Annotated in this window: 17 protein-coding genes; 11 read left to right on the plus strand and 6 right to left on the minus strand. The window is 42.5% G+C overall.

The features are described 5' to 3' along the window. Window positions 1–123: 123 nt before the first annotated feature. Both G5B30_RS05065 and G5B30_RS05070 read left to right on the plus strand, forming a co-directional pair. Window positions 124–651 (plus strand): hypothetical protein, encoded by a 528-nt coding sequence (locus G5B30_RS05065; RefSeq protein ID WP_165318894.1) that lies wholly within the window; start codon window positions 124–126, stop codon window positions 649–651. Window positions 652–668: 17 nt separating this feature from the next. Beyond that, the gene (locus tag G5B30_RS05070; RefSeq protein ID WP_165318895.1) at window positions 669–1322 is read left to right on the plus strand and encodes an MgtC/SapB family protein; all 654 of its coding nucleotides are present in this window, start codon (window positions 669–671) and stop codon (window positions 1320–1322) included. Window positions 1323–1341: 19 nt separating this feature from the next. On the opposite strand, the gene recR is transcribed toward G5B30_RS05070, so the two are convergent. Beyond that, window positions 1342–1956 carry a recombination mediator RecR gene (gene recR, locus G5B30_RS05075; RefSeq protein WP_163873669.1) on the minus strand — a complete coding sequence of 205 codons (615 nt, stop codon included), beginning with the start codon at window positions 1954–1956 and terminating at the stop codon, window positions 1342–1344. A gap of 47 nt (window positions 1957–2003) precedes the next feature. On the opposite strand from recR, the gene G5B30_RS05080 reads away from it, so the two are divergent. From G5B30_RS05080 to G5B30_RS05095, 4 genes are read left to right on the plus strand one after another with little or no spacing between them, the layout of a single operon-like run. Further along, window positions 2004–2282 (plus strand): SelT/SelW/SelH family protein, encoded by a 279-nt coding sequence (locus G5B30_RS05080; protein ID WP_163873672.1) that lies wholly within the window; start codon window positions 2004–2006, stop codon window positions 2280–2282. Window positions 2283–2295: 13 nt separating this feature from the next. Then, entirely contained in the window at window positions 2296–3018 is a 723-nt protein-coding gene (locus tag G5B30_RS05085) for an SDR family oxidoreductase (protein WP_163873675.1), read from the plus strand. A gap of 46 nt (window positions 3019–3064) precedes the next feature. After that, window positions 3065–3844 carry a 2-amino-4-hydroxy-6-hydroxymethyldihydropteridine diphosphokinase gene (folK, locus tag G5B30_RS05090; RefSeq protein ID WP_163873678.1) on the plus strand — a complete coding sequence of 260 codons (780 nt, stop codon included), beginning with the start codon at window positions 3065–3067 and terminating at the stop codon, window positions 3842–3844. 46 nt (window positions 3845–3890) lie between these two features. Beyond that, on the plus strand, window positions 3891–4595 hold the full coding sequence (locus G5B30_RS05095) for a TIGR00730 family Rossman fold protein (RefSeq protein WP_163873681.1): 705 nt from the start codon (window positions 3891–3893) through the stop codon (window positions 4593–4595). Between the two features lie 22 nt (window positions 4596–4617). On the opposite strand, the gene G5B30_RS05100 is transcribed toward G5B30_RS05095, so the two are convergent. From G5B30_RS05100 to G5B30_RS05110, 3 genes are all read right to left on the minus strand, one after another. After that, on the minus strand, window positions 4618–5181 hold the full coding sequence (locus G5B30_RS05100) for a DUF4256 domain-containing protein (RefSeq protein ID WP_165318896.1): 564 nt from the start codon (window positions 5179–5181) through the stop codon (window positions 4618–4620). Between the two features lie 24 nt (window positions 5182–5205). Beyond that, on the minus strand, window positions 5206–5943 hold the full coding sequence (kdsB, locus tag G5B30_RS05105; protein WP_165318897.1) for a 3-deoxy-manno-octulosonate cytidylyltransferase: 738 nt from the start codon (window positions 5941–5943) through the stop codon (window positions 5206–5208). Between the two features lie 107 nt (window positions 5944–6050). After that, window positions 6051–8240 carry a glutamine synthetase III gene (locus tag G5B30_RS05110; protein ID WP_165318898.1) on the minus strand — a complete coding sequence of 730 codons (2190 nt, stop codon included), beginning with the start codon at window positions 8238–8240 and terminating at the stop codon, window positions 6051–6053. A 327-nt stretch (window positions 8241–8567) separates the two neighbouring features. Between G5B30_RS05110 and ychF the strand changes: the two genes are divergently transcribed. Next, on the plus strand, window positions 8568–9668 hold the full coding sequence (gene ychF / locus G5B30_RS05115) for a redox-regulated ATPase YchF (RefSeq protein WP_165318899.1): 1101 nt from the start codon (window positions 8568–8570) through the stop codon (window positions 9666–9668). 83 nt (window positions 9669–9751) lie between these two features. Here the strand turns inward: ychF and G5B30_RS05120 are convergent, their stop codons facing one another. After that, window positions 9752–10486 (minus strand): SIMPL domain-containing protein, encoded by a 735-nt coding sequence (locus tag G5B30_RS05120; RefSeq protein ID WP_165318900.1) that lies wholly within the window; start codon window positions 10484–10486, stop codon window positions 9752–9754. Between the two features lie 135 nt (window positions 10487–10621). On the opposite strand from G5B30_RS05120, the gene G5B30_RS05125 reads away from it, so the two are divergent. Next, window positions 10622–11581: a polysaccharide deacetylase family protein gene (locus G5B30_RS05125; protein WP_240903103.1), complete on the plus strand. Its 960-nt coding sequence runs from the start codon at window positions 10622–10624 to the stop codon at window positions 11579–11581. 24 nt (window positions 11582–11605) lie between these two features. Here G5B30_RS05125 and G5B30_RS05130 read toward each other — a convergent pair whose 3' ends face one another. Then, complete coding sequence (locus tag G5B30_RS05130; protein WP_165318901.1) at window positions 11606–12184, minus strand: PhnA domain-containing protein; 579 nt, start codon at window positions 12182–12184, stop codon at window positions 11606–11608. Window positions 12185–12277: 93 nt separating this feature from the next. Here G5B30_RS05130 and G5B30_RS05135 point away from each other — a divergent pair, with 93 nt between their 5' ends. The 3 genes from G5B30_RS05135 to G5B30_RS05145 all read left to right on the plus strand — a co-directional run bounded on the left by G5B30_RS05135 (window position 12278) and on the right by G5B30_RS05145 (window position 15644). Further along, window positions 12278–13138 carry a neutral zinc metallopeptidase gene (locus tag G5B30_RS05135; protein WP_165318902.1) on the plus strand — a complete coding sequence of 287 codons (861 nt, stop codon included), beginning with the start codon at window positions 12278–12280 and terminating at the stop codon, window positions 13136–13138. A 705-nt stretch (window positions 13139–13843) separates the two neighbouring features. Continuing rightward, a complete protein-coding gene (locus G5B30_RS05140; protein WP_165318903.1) occupies window positions 13844–14401 on the plus strand; it encodes an RNA polymerase sigma factor in 558 nt (185 codons plus the stop codon). A gap of 73 nt (window positions 14402–14474) precedes the next feature. Beyond that, on the plus strand, window positions 14475–15644 hold the full coding sequence (locus tag G5B30_RS05145; RefSeq protein WP_165318904.1) for a FecR family protein: 1170 nt from the start codon (window positions 14475–14477) through the stop codon (window positions 15642–15644). The last annotated feature ends 38 nt before the right edge of the window (window positions 15645–15682 follow it).

Below are 15682 nucleotides of genomic sequence, written 5' to 3' on the forward strand. Positions count from 1 at the left end.
TTATGTTTTGTTTTTTTACGATAAGACAAAACTAATGCAGTGGTTTGACAACAGTATGTCAACAGTGAATCGCGCCTTGAAAAATAATTGCATATAAAAGCAAGTTTATCTAAGTTTGGGAATATGAAGAAAAAAGGGAGAAACACCAAACAACAACCACATTTTGACCGACCTGTTGATCGTTATTTTTATGAATTGGATCAGACCTATAAGCAAGGGAGCAAAGGATTATATGCTTTATTTCTGGCATTAGCGTTTTTTGGGGTCATGGGATTAATATGGATGATCCCTTTCCCACAGTTTGATTTTCTGGTTCGGGTAAATGCTCACACCTTCCTGAATTGGGGCTCTTTCTTCATCGCTATCATCATTTACTGTTATCTGAAGCTTGCACCCACCTTGTCTTATGCCGTTCTTTTTTGTATCGGAATCATGAGTTTTTTCATTGTGCAGTTGGAATACGTCGAACGGGATGGAGGGCCGACTGTCGTAGGGGTATGTAGTTTGATTGCCGGACTCTCGCTGCTTGCGCTCTGGCTTATTGCAAGGAAAGAGGAGCATATAAACGGCAGGAATTTTGTGAGATTGTTGGCTATTGGACCTATTTGGTTATGGTCCAAGGTTTTTCAACAACTAAAATGGAAATATTAAAGTAAATAAAAACAGGAATGTGGGAGGAAGTCATTGCATATGTGCAGGAAGAGTATGTCCAAGCGATATTGCTATCGATTGGTTGTGGATCTGTTATCGGGCTCGAACGGGAGTATAAAAATAAATCTGCCGGCCTCCGTACTGTTATTTTGATTTGCTTTGGTGCTACGATATTTACGCTGATTTCCCGGATGGGGAATATCTCGGATGATCGTATCGCAGCCAATATCGTGACGGGTATCGGTTTTCTTGGTGCCGGCGTTATTTACCAAGGAAAATTTTCTGTACAGGGGTTGACAACAGCCGCCGTGATATGGACAATGGCTGCCATTGGGATGTCCATTGGCTTTGGCGAATTTAAGTTCGGCATATTTTTGACGGTTCTGATGGTAATCGTTTTGTCTTTATTTCAGAAGATGGAAGATCTGTTAGCTGATATCTATTTTGTCCGAACCATGCACATCACTTTCATTGACCATGCAATAGGTCGGATGTATGAACTGGAGCAGTTTATGCGGGACAATAACATCAAACCTCTCCGAAAAGGTGTCGAAAAAAATGAGAATCAACTTATTGTGGCTTATGAAATCATAGGCAATCGCAAACGTATCAATATATTAAGCGAGAAAATTATTGCTTTAGAGTATGTATACTCGGTCAATAGCCTATAAGATACTGTCTCAAAGGTAATTAGCCTACGTGACGTTCATAAGGCACCCGCGTCATAATGGAACGTCCTAAGGTAACTTCATCCACATACTCCAGTTCGCCGCCAAAGGCGATACCTCGGGCAATGGTACTGATCTGTATGTTGAACTCCCTCAGTTTACGGTATAAATAAAAGATCGTCGTGTCGCCTTCCATAGTTGCACTCAGCGCAAGGATTACCTCGTTGACATTGTCCTGCCGGATACGGTTAATTAAAGCTTCAATTTTCAGATCCGAAGGACCGATGCCATCCATGGGCGAAATGAGCCCTCCTAGCACATGGTAAACACCGTGGTACTGGTTCGTATTTTCAATGGCCATGACATCCCTTGTGTCCTCTACGACACAGATTGTCGATTTGTCTCTTTTGACGGCATTACAAATTTCACATACAGTAGCGTCCGAAATATTAAAACAGACCGCACAATGTTGAATATGTTCTTTTAGATGGTCCAAGGCCTCTGTAAATCGCTTGACATCTGCATCGGGTTGCTTTAGTAAGTGGAGCACCAGGCGTAGGGCTGTTTTATTCCCGATCCCGGGCAGTCTACCAAATTCATCTACGGCACGCTGCAATAATTTCGATGAGAAATTCATAGTGCAAACTTAGATAAAATGTTGTACATTTTTGCTAAATTTAAAACATGAGACCTAAAATTGAAATAGAATATTGCCCGAAATGTGGATGGATGCTACGTGCAGCATATATGGCCCAGGAGCTACTGACTACCTTTACGGAGGATGTCTATGGCATCACTTTGGTACCTAGCGAGGTCAATGGACGGTATCAGGTCCGTGTTGAGCAGTCCATCATTTTTGACCGCAAGAGGGAGGGACGTTTTCCCGAGATTAAAGAACTGAAGCAATTGGTGAGGGATGTGGTCAGCCCCGATAAGTCGTTGGGACATTCGGATAAGAAATAAATTGAAATGCGTCGTGGAACAGAATAAATATGCTTTGGTTACGGGAAGTGCAGACCGGATTGGCAAAAGTATCGCTATACAGCTGGCCGCTATGGGGTATCATGTCGTGGTGCATTATAAGAATTCCCGGAAGAAAGCCGAAGGCTTAAAGAAGGAAATTGAAGGAATGGGGAGGAAAGTCCATGTCATGCAATTTGATTTCCTGCAGACTAATGATTTCGACCGTTTGTTTGCCGATCTTAAAGCGCAACAAATCATATTAGAGGTCTTGGTAAACAGTGCTTCCGATTTTGTGCCATCAGGTTTTGACGACCTTGGCGATACCATGCTGTCTAAACAGATCAAAAGTAATTTTGATGGTGCCTACCTGTTGACCAAGTCCTTTGCCCGGATATTTGGAGAAGGCTCAATTATTAATATCTTAGATACCAAGGTGACAAAAGACCGTACGGGACACCTGGACTATATATTGAGCAAAAAGCTGCTTGGCGAGTTTACACGGATTTCGGCTGTGCACCTGGCACCCACTATACGGGTAAATGCGATCTGTCCGGGACTTATCCTTCCTCCGGAAGGTAAGGATGAACAGTATCTGCTAGACTTGGCTTCGGGTATTCCACTCCAACGGATCGGTAGTGTCGAGGATATCCAACGGACTGTTCAGTTTTTGGTGGAAAGTTCCTTTGTCACCGGCCAGTTTTTATATATCGATGGTGGTGAGCATCTGGCATTGTGACGCTGCAATAACAAGAATTTGATAGCATAAAATAATACATGCAACTATGGATAATAACTCTTCATCTTCGTTAAAATTGCTGACAATACGTGTAGATAGTTTGCGTTTGCGTGCCTACATCGGATATTTGGACTGGGAGAAAGAAAAACTGCAAGATGTGGTTGTTTCCTTTTCCTTCAAATATAATGCTGCGATGGCAACACAAAGTGATGATGTACAGCATGCCGTAAACTATAAGAGCCTGACCAAGCTGATTATTAAAAAAGTAGACAACCAGTCCTTTCACTTGATCGAAACCTTGGCTGAAACCCTATATCAAACTATTGCTGCATTCAGCCCATCGATAGTGGATATTTGTGTGCAGGTCGAGAAACCCCATGCTTTGCGTTTCGCGGACAACGTTATGGTTAGCTTATCGAGTAAGGATCTATTCCATACGGTGCTGGTTGCCTTAGGTTCCAACATTCAGCCCGAGGCGAATATGTTGAAAGCGCTGGAATTCCTCACGCGATTGGGAACCGTCGTAGAACGTACCGCATTTATCCGGACCAAGCCCTTGAAGTTTGAGGAGCAGGATGAATTTTTGAATGGGGCAGTGTTGCTCCGTACGAACTTGTCCTGGTTTGAATTGGAAGGCGAACTGAAGCAAATTGAAGCTTTGATGGGTAGAATTCGTACGGAAAATAAAAATGCACCACGTGTCATCGATTTAGATATCGTTGTCTTTAATGGTAGCTTGATGGATGAAAAAGAAATAGTCGAATTACCTTTTCTAAAAACCTTTATAGCGCAGCTGCAACCAGAGGTATTGAGTAAGTGCGGTTAATTGATTATCTTAGAATGTTTCAAAGCAGCTATAACGAATAATATATATGACAGGAGAAAACAGGATCAGAAATTCATTTGCAAATAAGACGTGGCAAGAGATTAAGGTTAAAGATTCATGGCAGATTTTTAAAATCATGGCCGAATTTGTAGATGGTTTTGAGAAGTTGGCGAAGATAGGTCCATGTGTATCCATTTTTGGGTCTGCCCGGGCGGCGGAGGGACATGATTATTACCAGATGACCATGGAAATCGCCCGCCTGCTGGCGGAGAAGGGGTATGGTGTCATTTCGGGAGGTGGCCCGGGAATTATGGAAGCAGCCAACCGGGGTGCGCATAGCGCAGGTGGAAAATCTGTCGGATTGAATATTGAGTTACCTCACGAGCAGTTTCACAATAAATATATCGACCGGGATAAATTATTAGAATTTAACTATTTCTTTGTGCGCAAGGTGATGTTCATGAAATATTCACAGGGTTATATTGTTATGCCTGGTGGATTTGGTACAATGGATGAGCTCTTCGAGGCCATAACCTTGATTCAAACAGGGAAAATAGCCCGGTTTCCTATCGTACTGGTCGGCTCAGCTTATTGGGAAGGGCTTTTGGACTGGGTAAACAAGACGATGTTAAGTAGCACCTATATCTCGGCAGAAGACCTCAAGTTGTATCGTGTCGTTGATACCGCTGAAGAAGCTGTAGAGCACATCTTCCGTTTTTATGACAAGTATTTGTTGAAGCCGAATTTTTAGTATCGGGTAGCTGTTTTCAATGTTATACTCTTAACGAACCTCTAAATCCGCGGACTCCATAATATGATTCGGCGCCATTGTGGTAGATAAATACCCGTCCAAAGCGTCGGTCTCCAAATATAGCGCCGCCAAGCTCGCGTACCTCTGTAGGCGCTTTTATCCAGCTGGAGGTTTTGGTGTCAAACTTGCCAAGCCGTTGCAATTCCTGGTATTCAGCTTCCGACAGGATGTTGATACCCATCTCTGCAGCCATGCCGATAGCGCTGTTATAAGGTTTGTGTTGTTTTCTGGACTCCAGCGCTTCCGGATCGTAGCATACACTCCTCCTTCCTTTCGGACTTTCGGGCGAACAATCACAAAAGATAAACTCATTCGTCTTCTTGTCGTAGCCGATTACATCCGGTTCGCCTTCGGTATCCTCCATGTCACGGAGGGAAGCTAATTTTTCGGGCTGTGTTTGTAGCTTCGACTGTACGTCTTCCCATCGGATGCCCTTATGGCGGTCCATGTTGGCCTTAAAGCGGTTTTCCAACAATTGAAGTAATTCCTCGTATCGTGCTGCGTGCTGTGTATTACTTTTTGTCATGACGAGTGAGAGATAAAGAAAGGATTAAAAATATTTTTGAAGAATTTGTTCTAAATCACTTTGCGTATCGATCGAATCATTGGCGTGGGTAGAGAGGGCTGTTTGAATTTTATAACCGTTGTCTATCCAACGGAGTTGTTCCAATGATTCCATACGTTCCAGATCCGACACGGGTAAGTCGCTCAATTGCTTGAGTACGTCAATTCTATAGCCATAAATACCGATATGATTGTAGAAAGGCCGTTTGCTTAGCCAATGTTCAATCGGCTCACCTCTTAGGAAAGGAATCGCTTGTCTGGAGAAGTAGATGGCTTCTCCTTTTTTGTTCAACACCACTTTGGGTTTATTTTCATTGGTCAGTTCATCAAGCGCTTCGACTTTCCGGACCAACGTCGCTATCTCTGTTCCGGGATTTTCAAAACAAGATACAAGCAGATCGATCTGTTGTGGATCAATAAAAGGTTCGTCACCCTGGATGTTGATAGCGATATCAAAACCTTCGACATGCCGGGCAACTTCAGCGCAGCGGTCTGTACCGGATTGATGGGTGTCTTTTGTCATCATCACATTTCCGGCAAAGCTTTTTACATGGTCGTAAATGCGTTGATCGTCGGTGGCTACGATAACCTCGTTTAAGGAAGGCGCATGCTTGGCCTGTTGGTACACCCGTTGTATCATGGTCTGTCCTCCGATATCCACTAAGGGTTTACCCGGGAAGCGCGAGGATTCGTATCGCGCTGGTATTATTCCGATCACATTCATGTTCGAAAATAGAAATTATATTGTACATATTTAAAAAGCTGTTTCAAAAATAATCAAAGATTACTTTCGAAACAGCTTCTTTTATGATGTTTCTGCTACCGCTGTTATTAATGGATAAATAACAATTCCCGTAATTTTGGAAGGGGCCATTTAGCATCATCAACGATTTTTTCCAACTTGTTGACATGGTAGCGGATTTCATCGAAATAGGGTTTCACAATCTCATCGTAGGCAATTGCTCTTTCGCGTACATCCTCGATGTTATTAGCCTTTTTGCGAGCTTGGCGCATTTCTTCTGCCTTTTCCAAGATGGTATTGGCATGCGTAGAGATACGCTCCACATGGTTGAGCTGTGAAGAATAAGTTTCCTGTGTTAACCCCAAATCCTGTAAACCTTTAACATTCGTAATCAATTCATTCTGATAACGGAAACAAGCCGGTGCGATCTGACTGTTGACCATATCGCCGATGACACGCGCTTCAATCTGCAGCTTTTTGTAGAAGTTTTCCAACAAAATTTCGTGGCGGGCTTCCGATTCACGTTTGGAATAGATACCTAATTTTTCGAATAATGCTAAAGATTCTTCCGTGACGTAGACATCCAGTGCCTTAGGCGTTGACTTGATGTTAGATAAACCTCGTGCTTCTGCTTCTTTTGCCCACTCCTCGCTGTATCCATTCCCTTCGAAGCGGATAGCTTTCGAATCTTTAATGTATTTGCGTACAACATTCAGAAGAGCCAGATCTTTTTTGGTGCCTTTTTTGATCTGTTTATCTACTTCTGCCTTAAATTCAATCAATTGTGCAGCGACGATGGCATTTAATATCGTCATAGGCAATGCAGAGTTTGCCGAAGAACCTACAGCACGGAATTCAAATTTGTTGCCGGTAAAAGCAAAAGGAGATGTTCTGTTACGGTCTGTGTTGTCCAATTTTAATTCCGGTATTTTGGGAATACCATGCCACAAGTTGGCTTCCGATTTCACTTTTTTGGCTACACGTGCTGATTCCACTTCTTCCAGCAATTCGTCTAGCTTGGAGCCTAAGAATATGGATATGATGGCCGGAGGTGCTTCATTGGCACCCAATCGGTGATCGTTACTATGACTTGCAATAGAGGCCCGCAACAGATCGGCGTGTTCATATACCGCTTTGATGGTGTTGACGAAAAATGTCAAAAACATCAGGTTGTTTTTCGGCGTTTTCCCCGGAGAAAGCAAGTTGACCCCCGTATTGGTAATCAAGGACCAGTTGTTGTGCTTACCGGAACCATTTACACCACTATAAGGTTTTTCATGCAACAATACTTTGAAGTTGTGACGGATAGCTACTTGTTCCATCAGATTCATCAACAGTTGGTTATGGTCGATAGCCAAGTTGATTTCTTCAAACATCGGCGCACACTCGAATTGCGATGGTGCTACTTCGTTATGACGCGTTTTCAACGGGATACCTAATTTTAAGGCTTCATTTTCCAGGTCCACCATAAAAGCCAATACACGCTCTGGAATAGCGCCGAAATAGTGATCTTCCAGCTGTTGACCTTTTGCAGACATGTGTCCAAATAACGTCCGTCCGGTAAATTGAAGGTCCGGTCGACCATGATATAAAGCCAAGTCCACCAAGAAATATTCCTGCTCGATTCCTAATGAAGGATTGACTTTAGTTACCGATTTATCAAAATATTGTGCAACTTCTGTAGCGGCATTGTCGATGGCATTTATCGCCTTTAATAAAGGTGCCTTGTAGTCCAATGACTCACCCGTATAAGAAACAAAAACAGTAGGGATACACAATGTCTTACCTGCCGATGTTTCATAAATGAAAGCAGGGGATGACGGATCCCACGCCGTATAACCTCGTGCCTCAAACGTATTACGGATACCGCCATTTGGAAATGACGATGCGTCAGGTTCTTGCTGAACCAGTGCATCCGCCGTGAATTTTTCAATCGCTTCCCCATTTTCATCTGGTTCAAAGAAAGCATCATGCTTTTCTGCGGTCGAACCGGTCAGCGGCTGAAACCAATGCGTATAGTGGGATACACCGTTACCTATGGCCCAAGCTTTCATGGCTTGAGAAATAAACTCCGCAATTTCGCGTGTAATAGGTTCGCCTTCTTCGATAGTTCTCGTTAGCTCCTTATACGTCGTTTTCGGAAGATAGTCTTTCATTTTGGCAATACTGAATACATTTTTGCCATAAATGTCTAATGCACGTTTGGTTTCTACTTTTTCTTCCGGAGAAGCGTGTCTTGCAGAGGCTGCATTTACTGATTCGAATCTAAAGTTTGACATTTGAGGTATTTTTTTTGTCGATGTTTATGTTTTCTTGTTAATATCTGTTCAAAAATAAAGTATGTTTTTGGTTTTTTTATAATTTTTTTCAAAAAAGATGTAAAATATTATATTTTTTTATCCTTTTTGATGAAAAGTTGGGATTTAAAAACTAGTTGAAGCGTTATTTTTATTATAGATGGGTGTTTTTGGTGTTATTTGAGCTAACTCGTTATGTTTTGCTGCTATGCCGGCAACTTAAGATCTTTGTGTTATCATTTAACATTCCGTTCGTAAATGCCGTACTTTTTCTCTAAGTTTGCCTCAATTTTTAATACGATTACTTTTATGGCATTACAATGTGGTATCGTAGGTTTGCCAAACGTTGGTAAATCTACTTTGTTCAACTGTCTTTCGAACGCAAAAGCGCAAGCGGCAAATTTTCCGTTTTGTACGATTGAACCGAATGTGGGTGTTATCACCGTTCCCGATGAACGGCTGAATAAGCTTGCGGAGTTGGTAAATCCCCAGCGTATTGTGCCCAATACCATAGAAATTGTCGATATAGCGGGCCTTGTAAAAGGAGCGTCAAAAGGAGAGGGGCTGGGCAACCAGTTCTTGGGAAATATTCGCACGACGAATGCGATTATTCATGTGCTCCGTTGTTTCGATGACGGAAATGTCGTGCATGTGGACGGTTCGGTGGATCCCATCCGGGATAAAGAAATTATCGATACGGAGCTTCAGTTGAAGGATTTGGATACCGTTATAAAACGTATCCAGAAAGTGGAGAAAATGGCGAAGACCGGTGGAGATAAAGAGGCAAAAAAAACCTATGAAATCCTGTCTGTTGTTAAAGAACACCTTGAATCGGGTAAGTCAGCACGTACTACACCTATTTCTGAAGATGATTTTGAATTTATTGCGGATCTGTCACTGTTGACGGTAAAGCCTGTACTCTATGTATGCAATGTTGATGAAGCTTCGGTCAATACCGGCAATGACTACGTCGCGCGGGTGAAAGAAGCCGTAAAGGAAGAAAATGCTGAAGTATTGATTATATCCGCACAGATTGAATCCGAAATTGCACAGTTGGATAGTTATGAAGAACGTCAGCTCTTTTTGGACGATCTGGGATTGGAGGAATCGGGTGTCAATAAATTAATCCGTGCAGCGTATTCTTTGCTCGATTTAGCGACCTATTTTACTGCCGGTGTACAGGAAGTACGGGCCTGGACCATCGAAAAGGGTTTCACTGCTCCGCAGGCGGCAGGCGTGATACATACCGATTTTGAGAAAGGTTTTATCCGCGCCGAAGTGATTAAATACAACGATTTTGTGCAATATGGCTCAGAAAATGCCGTTAAAGAAGTCGGTAAACTTGCCGTAGAAGGTAAATCCTATATTGTGGAAGACGGTGATATCATGCACTTCCGGTTTAATGTTTAATGGCTGTAAGCTATAAGCAGTAAGCTTTAGGCTATAAGCTATAAGCCTACGGCGCCTAAAGCCTACGGCCTACAGCATAAATCCTACAGCCTGTAACTCGCACGTACGGTGATATTCGCGGTTTTATAGCGCGATGTCGTATTGAATGCACCGCCATAGGAGTACTCTTCGTTGTCATTCTGGCCTGTAATCTGAAATACACCCAAATCAGCTTTAAGGAGTGCGCCCAGGCTGCTACCCGACTCTTTCGCGATGTTTTCCGCCCGGGATCTCGCATTTTGCGAGGCCTCACCAATCAACGCTAATTTAAGATCTTCCAACTTGGAGTAATAATAGTTGGGCGCATTTGAACTTAATTCTACGCCCTGCGATATTAAAGCGGAGATTTCACGGGATACATTATCGACCTTATCCAGATCTTCTTTGGATTCGATACTGACCGATTGCGTTAAACTATAGCCGGTAAAAGTATTGGAACTGTTTCCCTGCCCGTCGGTATGGTAGGAAAACTCCCTGTTGATATTCACCGCATTGAAAAGTATCTCATTCTCCTTTATCCCTTTCTGAAGCAAGAAGGTCTTCACCAGTTCCCTATCCTGTTTCAACTGTTCGGAAGCCGCACTGAGATCCATCGATTTACGGTTATATGTTGCTGTCCATTTGACAATATCCGATTCAAAATTCTGTTTGGCATTACCTGTCACATTAATACTGTTGCTGACTTTAAATTTATACTTATATGCATTTCCTAACACAAAAGCTACCAGGATTAGCCCTAACATAGCTATGATACTGATGATGATTCCTACTGATTTCATATGTATAAAATTTGATTATCTATTTTGATTGAAGTATTTTATCAGTAAGATAACATAATTAGCATGCCAATGTTTGTTTTTTCTGAAAAGAAGATGATATATTAACTACCTTTGCAACACGAATAATGTGTTACAATGTATCTCAAGCTATTTAGGCCGAAAGGGCTGCTGCTTTTTTTTTCTGCTATTTTTTTCCTGTATTCCTGTCAGTATAGTTCGAGTTCGACGCTTCATATTGAAAAGTTGGATTCGACAACTACTTTATCTATGGATACGATACCTGTTGTAGCGAAAAATGCTTCTGGATTATCACAGCGTTGGGATTCCTTGCAACGTAATTTACTCGTTTTTCCTACTGACTCACTTCATCCGGTAGCAATAAACATACAAAAACGCATACTGAAAGATTCGTTGCGTCAAGCATTTGATACCTATCCCAAGCATGTTTTCTTAACGTTTGACGATGGTCCATTGGTGGGAAGTGCCGCTATTGACTCCATTGCCCGTGCGAAAAGTGTCAAAATCAGTGCATTTTTGGTTGGCCGTCATGCGCAGATGAGCAAAAGCCGGAAAAAGGATATAGAACGTTATAAGACAAATCCGTATGTCGCTTGCTATAACCACAGTTTTACACATGCAGGCAATAAATTCAATACCTTTTACAACAATCCTGCGGCCGCATTTGCCGATTTCGAGAAAAATGAAACTGAACTTGAGCTGCGCCAGAAGGTAGTTCGCCTTCCAGGCCGTAATATTTGGGTATACGATGATGTGCGGCGAATCGATTTACAAAATAGTTCCGGAACAGCCGATCTGCTGCATACACATGGCTATAGAATATTCGGATGGGATGTAGAATGGCGCATACAACGTACGACAGGAGTGCCGGTGCAACCGTTGAATGAGGTGTTTAACCGCATTCGGAACTATATGAACAACAAATCATCGATGAAGCCCAATAATGTGGTGTTGCTTATGCACGATGACATGTTTCAGACGCAAAAAGGAAAGCAGCTATTGGTTCAGCTCATCGATAGTTTGCAAAAGCAGAACTATACGTTCGAATTTATGGAAGATTACCCTATCCGATATTAAGTTCAACACCGGCGCTTTAGCGCTTTACCCTTTCCGCAGATACTTGGTCAGGATGACGATCGTTTGTCCCGCTATTTTCCCTTCTATTTGTTCAACGTTGTCTTGTACCAACTTGATGTTTTTGACTACTGTCCCTAGTTTGGCGCTCAATGATGAACCTTTGACATCTAATGTTTTTATCAATACGACTGTGTCTCCGTCGTGCAGGCGAACGCCGTTGGAATCCTGATGAAACGATACTGCCCCGTCTTGCTCATGATCGCCTGTCTTTTTGGCCCACTCGAGGTGATGGTCATCCAAGTAAAGAATTTCCAAAAGATCTGAAGCCCAGCTTTCATGGCGGAGACGGCTAAGCATACGCCAGGCCACAACTTGTACGGCGGGATACTCGGACCACATGCTGTCAGATAATACCCGCCAATGATCTGGATTTAGCTGTTCTTTTTTCTCGAGCTGAGACTTACAGACTTCGCAAACTAAAATACAGGTGTCGGTATCGGGAATATCAACAGGCGGTACTTCATATACAGACAATGCTACCGTGCTGTGACATAACTCACAGGCGTGATTGGCACGTTCCTTTATTAGTTGTTCGGTATTCATGGTCGCGAAGATACTAAAAAAAGTCCCTATATAAATGGCAAAGAATTTGTATACTTGAGTGATAAAAATAGTCAAACTTAAATCATGTAGCCTATGAAATGGCAAGGAGGCCGCCGCGGCGGCAATATCGAAGATAGAAGAGGCATGTCTACCGGAGGCAAAGTCGCCTTAGGCGGAATAGGTGGTATAATTGTATTGGTGATCAGTCTGTTTATGGGTGGCGATCCCACACAATTGCTGGAACAGATGCAGCAGGCAGGTGGGACGGGTACGGTACAGGAGTATCAATCTACGCCAGAAGAAGATAGACTGCTTGATTTTGCGGATGTGGTCTTAGTCAGTACAGATGATGTCTGGACAGCACTATTTAAGCAGTCCGGTCAGACCTATCCCAAGCCGTCGTTGGTCGTATATACACAGGGTACGGAGACAGGGGGCTGTGGTTACGGGCAATCTGCTTTTGGTCCTTTTTATTGCCCGGTTGATCAAAAGGTGTATTTAGATCTTGGCTTTAACCGGGAGTTGTCTCAGCGTTTTGGTGCTAAGGGAGAATTTGCCTTGGCTTATGTCATCGCACATGAAGTAGGGCATCATATTCAACAGGTATTGGGCGTGTTACAAAAAACCAATGCGATGCGGTCGGAATTGAGCGAAAGAGAATATAACAAGATATCGGTGATGACCGAGCTGCAAGCCGATTTTTACGCAGGTGTGTGGGCACATTATGTCAACAAAATGACGGATATTGAGCTGACCTATGACGATATTATGGACGGTATGCGCGCCGCAGCGGCCGTAGGAGACGATCATATACAAGAGCAGGCCCAAGGCCATGCTAATCCCGAATCGTTTACACACGGCACGTCCGAGCAGCGGGCATATTGGTTTAAAAAGGGTTATGAAACCGGTGATATCGGTGCCGGCGATACATTTAACAGTCAGGATCTACAATAATATCGCTCAGTTTTACGACAGAACAGCGAGGTATAGTACCAAAACATCCACGTGTTTCCTTCCGCTACATATATGTTTTGCTCCATCCTATAGGTTTTCTGTCTTTTTACATAGATGTTCGGACAATAGACCTATATATCCAGGTCAAACACCTATATATTCTCCCCCACAACATAAGTGAGCTGTCTTTTCACCTATATATCCGGATAGCTTATATAGGTATTACATCAAATTGTCTATGTGTCCTGACGGAATGCATAGAGGAAATGACAGGATACATATACATTTTAATAGGATACTTACATGTTCTAACAGAACACTTATATCTCTGATAAAACACCTATGTATTTTTACAAAACACATAGGTGTTTTGTAAAAACATGTATACATTACTTTTTGAAAAAATCAGCGCATGTTCAGTTAAAAAACTGCCTTAAGGATGTCTCAAGCCGTGCTTTTTAACGTGAAAAATCTCATTTTTTCGCTGAAAAAGGTTCGTTTTTGTGCCAAAAAGTTTTTTGGGGTCCCCGAAATCTGGCCCAAAAACGAACCTTTTCGTATTTTTTGATCCCGCTTTGAGGTGTTCATCGTGCCGCTTATTTGTGAGGTTCATGATATATTCAAATCCCAAGCGGAAAAGCGGATTGCAATAATGTTTCCATATCTAAGATTTCTTTCTTAAAATTGTGGCGAGAGATTTGTGTAATGATAGTGGACCGGTTAGAAAAGCCTTTAAGCTCGAAAGTTGATTTATCGGATGAACGAATGTTTAAAAAGCTGTTTGTCGGATATTTTGCCCCCTTATGTGTTTTTGCTCAAAAATACGTAGGCAACTTCAATGATGAAGATATTGTCTCGTCGGTTTTTTCAAACATGTATCAGAAAAAGCTGACCTTTAACAGTCATGATGAGTTTGTCTTCTACCTGTATAAAAGCGTGAAAAATAAATGTCTGGATACACTCAAGGCAGATAGTCGTATGACAAGCCGGAACCAGTTCTATTCCGAAGAACTGGAGCAAGATAATCTTTTTAATCAGATCGTGGAAAACGAAACCTTGGCAGAAACTTACCGCGAAATCCAGTCGCTACCTACCTATAGTAAACGAATCATTGAGCTGAGTTATTTCGAAGGGTTTAGTAACCAAGAAATAGCAGATGAGCTGCAGCTGTCCCTGCAAACCATTAAAAACTACAAGCGAAATGCCGTTGCAAGTCTAAAAACCGCACTCCTCAAAAAAATATTAAGTTTTTTATTTTTTTAAAGTACTTTTCTAAATCGGTGTCGTTTTACCATTAGGATTAATCGAAATAAACCTTTTGACGTAAAACTCCTGAATGAAGAAAAATATACCGCAGTCGCCCACTATATATCAGCTCGTATTTTTAATACGGAAGGCTAAAAAGGAGGGGTTGACAGACGCTGAACAGACGCTATTAAATGAATGGCTGAGTCAGGATGCGAAGAACTTGGAATTGTACAATAAACTATTGTCTGAGGACTATCCCCGCAAGATGAAAGAGATGCTGACGAAGGATGCAGGGGCCCACTATCGAAAAATAACCAAAGCCACACGGATAAGAAAGATCGTGCGGAGATTGTCGTATGGAAGTGTGGTCGCCGCCGCTTCTATTGCTTTATATTTCATATTCGCCCCTTTGGTTTCAGAGCAAACGGATGATAGTATAACGCCGGCCGAGGGCGAGTCGGATCTGATCACGCTCCGCACGGGAGCTGTTCGTGAAGACTTAACAGTACACGCCGATAGCGTTTATGAAGTCACTTCCCTTATGAAGGAAGGTACCATGCAGGCCTTAGTTGCCCGTGTAAAGGATGAACCCATTACAATCCGGACGCCTATCGGTAAGACTATAGCGTTTAAGTTGCAAGATGGTAGTACGGTTTATCTGAATTCAAGTTCACAGATTTCGTTTCAGCGGAATTTTGAACATGAGGATGAACGGCGTGTCAGCTTAAACGGTGAAGCCTTTTTTATTGTTTCTAAAGACAAGACCAAGCCCTTTATCGTGGAGAACAATGGAAACGAGGTTAAAGTATTAGGTACTTCGTTCAATGTCAATGGTTACGATTCCCGTTCCAAATTCAGCTTGGGGCTGGCGACCGGTAAGGTCGAGGTCAAGATTAAGGAACTTGGTTATGCAAAAACCTTGACACCAGGATACGAAGTGACATATAACAAATCGGACGGTTCGGTGGTGCAACGTACTAGAGATATCGCGCGTATCGGTCTTTGGCGAACAGGTGTCTATACCTTTGAAGCCATGCCAATTGTAGAACTAACTAAAGATTTAGAGCAGATGTACCCCATTCATTTCGTCTTTGATGGCCCGATGCCCGAAGAGTTGTTTAACGGGGAAATTGTACGGGATGACGATTGGAAAAAAGTACTGAATAAGCTCGAAATGACCAATAGAGTGCGATTTGAGGTTGCTGGAGATAAAGTTGTCGTACGGCGCCACGAGGAAGAAAATGAGAAGAATAACTGATTTATTGTTTAAATATCCATTAATAACTATTTACTGAT

It is taken from the genome of Sphingobacterium sp. SGG-5, from assembly GCF_011043525.1.
Classification (GTDB): Bacteria; Bacteroidota; Bacteroidia; order Sphingobacteriales; family Sphingobacteriaceae; genus Sphingobacterium.

Bases quoted from the DNA above. Each gene is read 5' to 3' on its own strand.
- G5B30_RS05080 (WP_163873672.1), top strand. From the start codon at position 2,004: ATGAGACCTAAAATTGAAATAGAATATTGCCCGAAATGTGGATGGATG.
- G5B30_RS05125 (WP_240903103.1), top strand. From the start codon at position 10,622: ATGTATCTCAAGCTATTTAGGCCGAAAGGGCTGCTGCTTTTTTTTTCT.
- G5B30_RS05100 (WP_165318896.1), bottom strand. From the start codon at position 5,181: ATGACAAAAAGTAATACACAGCACGCAGCACGATACGAGGAATTACTT.
- G5B30_RS05140 (WP_165318903.1), top strand. From the start codon at position 13,844: ATGATAGTGGACCGGTTAGAAAAGCCTTTAAGCTCGAAAGTTGATTTA.
- recR (WP_163873669.1), bottom strand. From the start codon at position 1,956: ATGAATTTCTCATCGAAATTATTGCAGCGTGCCGTAGATGAATTTGGT.
- G5B30_RS05145 (WP_165318904.1), top strand. From the start codon at position 14,475: ATGAAGAAAAATATACCGCAGTCGCCCACTATATATCAGCTCGTATTT.
- G5B30_RS05065 (WP_165318894.1), top strand. From the start codon at position 124: ATGAAGAAAAAAGGGAGAAACACCAAACAACAACCACATTTTGACCGA.
- G5B30_RS05130 (WP_165318901.1), bottom strand. From the start codon at position 12,184: ATGAATACCGAACAACTAATAAAGGAACGTGCCAATCACGCCTGTGAG.
- G5B30_RS05095 (WP_163873681.1), top strand. From the start codon at position 3,891: ATGACAGGAGAAAACAGGATCAGAAATTCATTTGCAAATAAGACGTGG.
- G5B30_RS05070 (WP_165318895.1), top strand. From the start codon at position 669: ATGTGGGAGGAAGTCATTGCATATGTGCAGGAAGAGTATGTCCAAGCG.
- G5B30_RS05120 (WP_165318900.1), bottom strand. From the start codon at position 10,486: ATGAAATCAGTAGGAATCATCATCAGTATCATAGCTATGTTAGGGCTA.
- folK (WP_163873678.1), top strand. From the start codon at position 3,065: ATGGATAATAACTCTTCATCTTCGTTAAAATTGCTGACAATACGTGTA.
- ychF (WP_165318899.1), top strand. From the start codon at position 8,568: ATGGCATTACAATGTGGTATCGTAGGTTTGCCAAACGTTGGTAAATCT.
- G5B30_RS05135 (WP_165318902.1), top strand. From the start codon at position 12,278: ATGAAATGGCAAGGAGGCCGCCGCGGCGGCAATATCGAAGATAGAAGA.
- kdsB (WP_165318897.1), bottom strand. From the start codon at position 5,943: ATGAATGTGATCGGAATAATACCAGCGCGATACGAATCCTCGCGCTTC.
- G5B30_RS05110 (WP_165318898.1), bottom strand. From the start codon at position 8,240: ATGTCAAACTTTAGATTCGAATCAGTAAATGCAGCCTCTGCAAGACAC.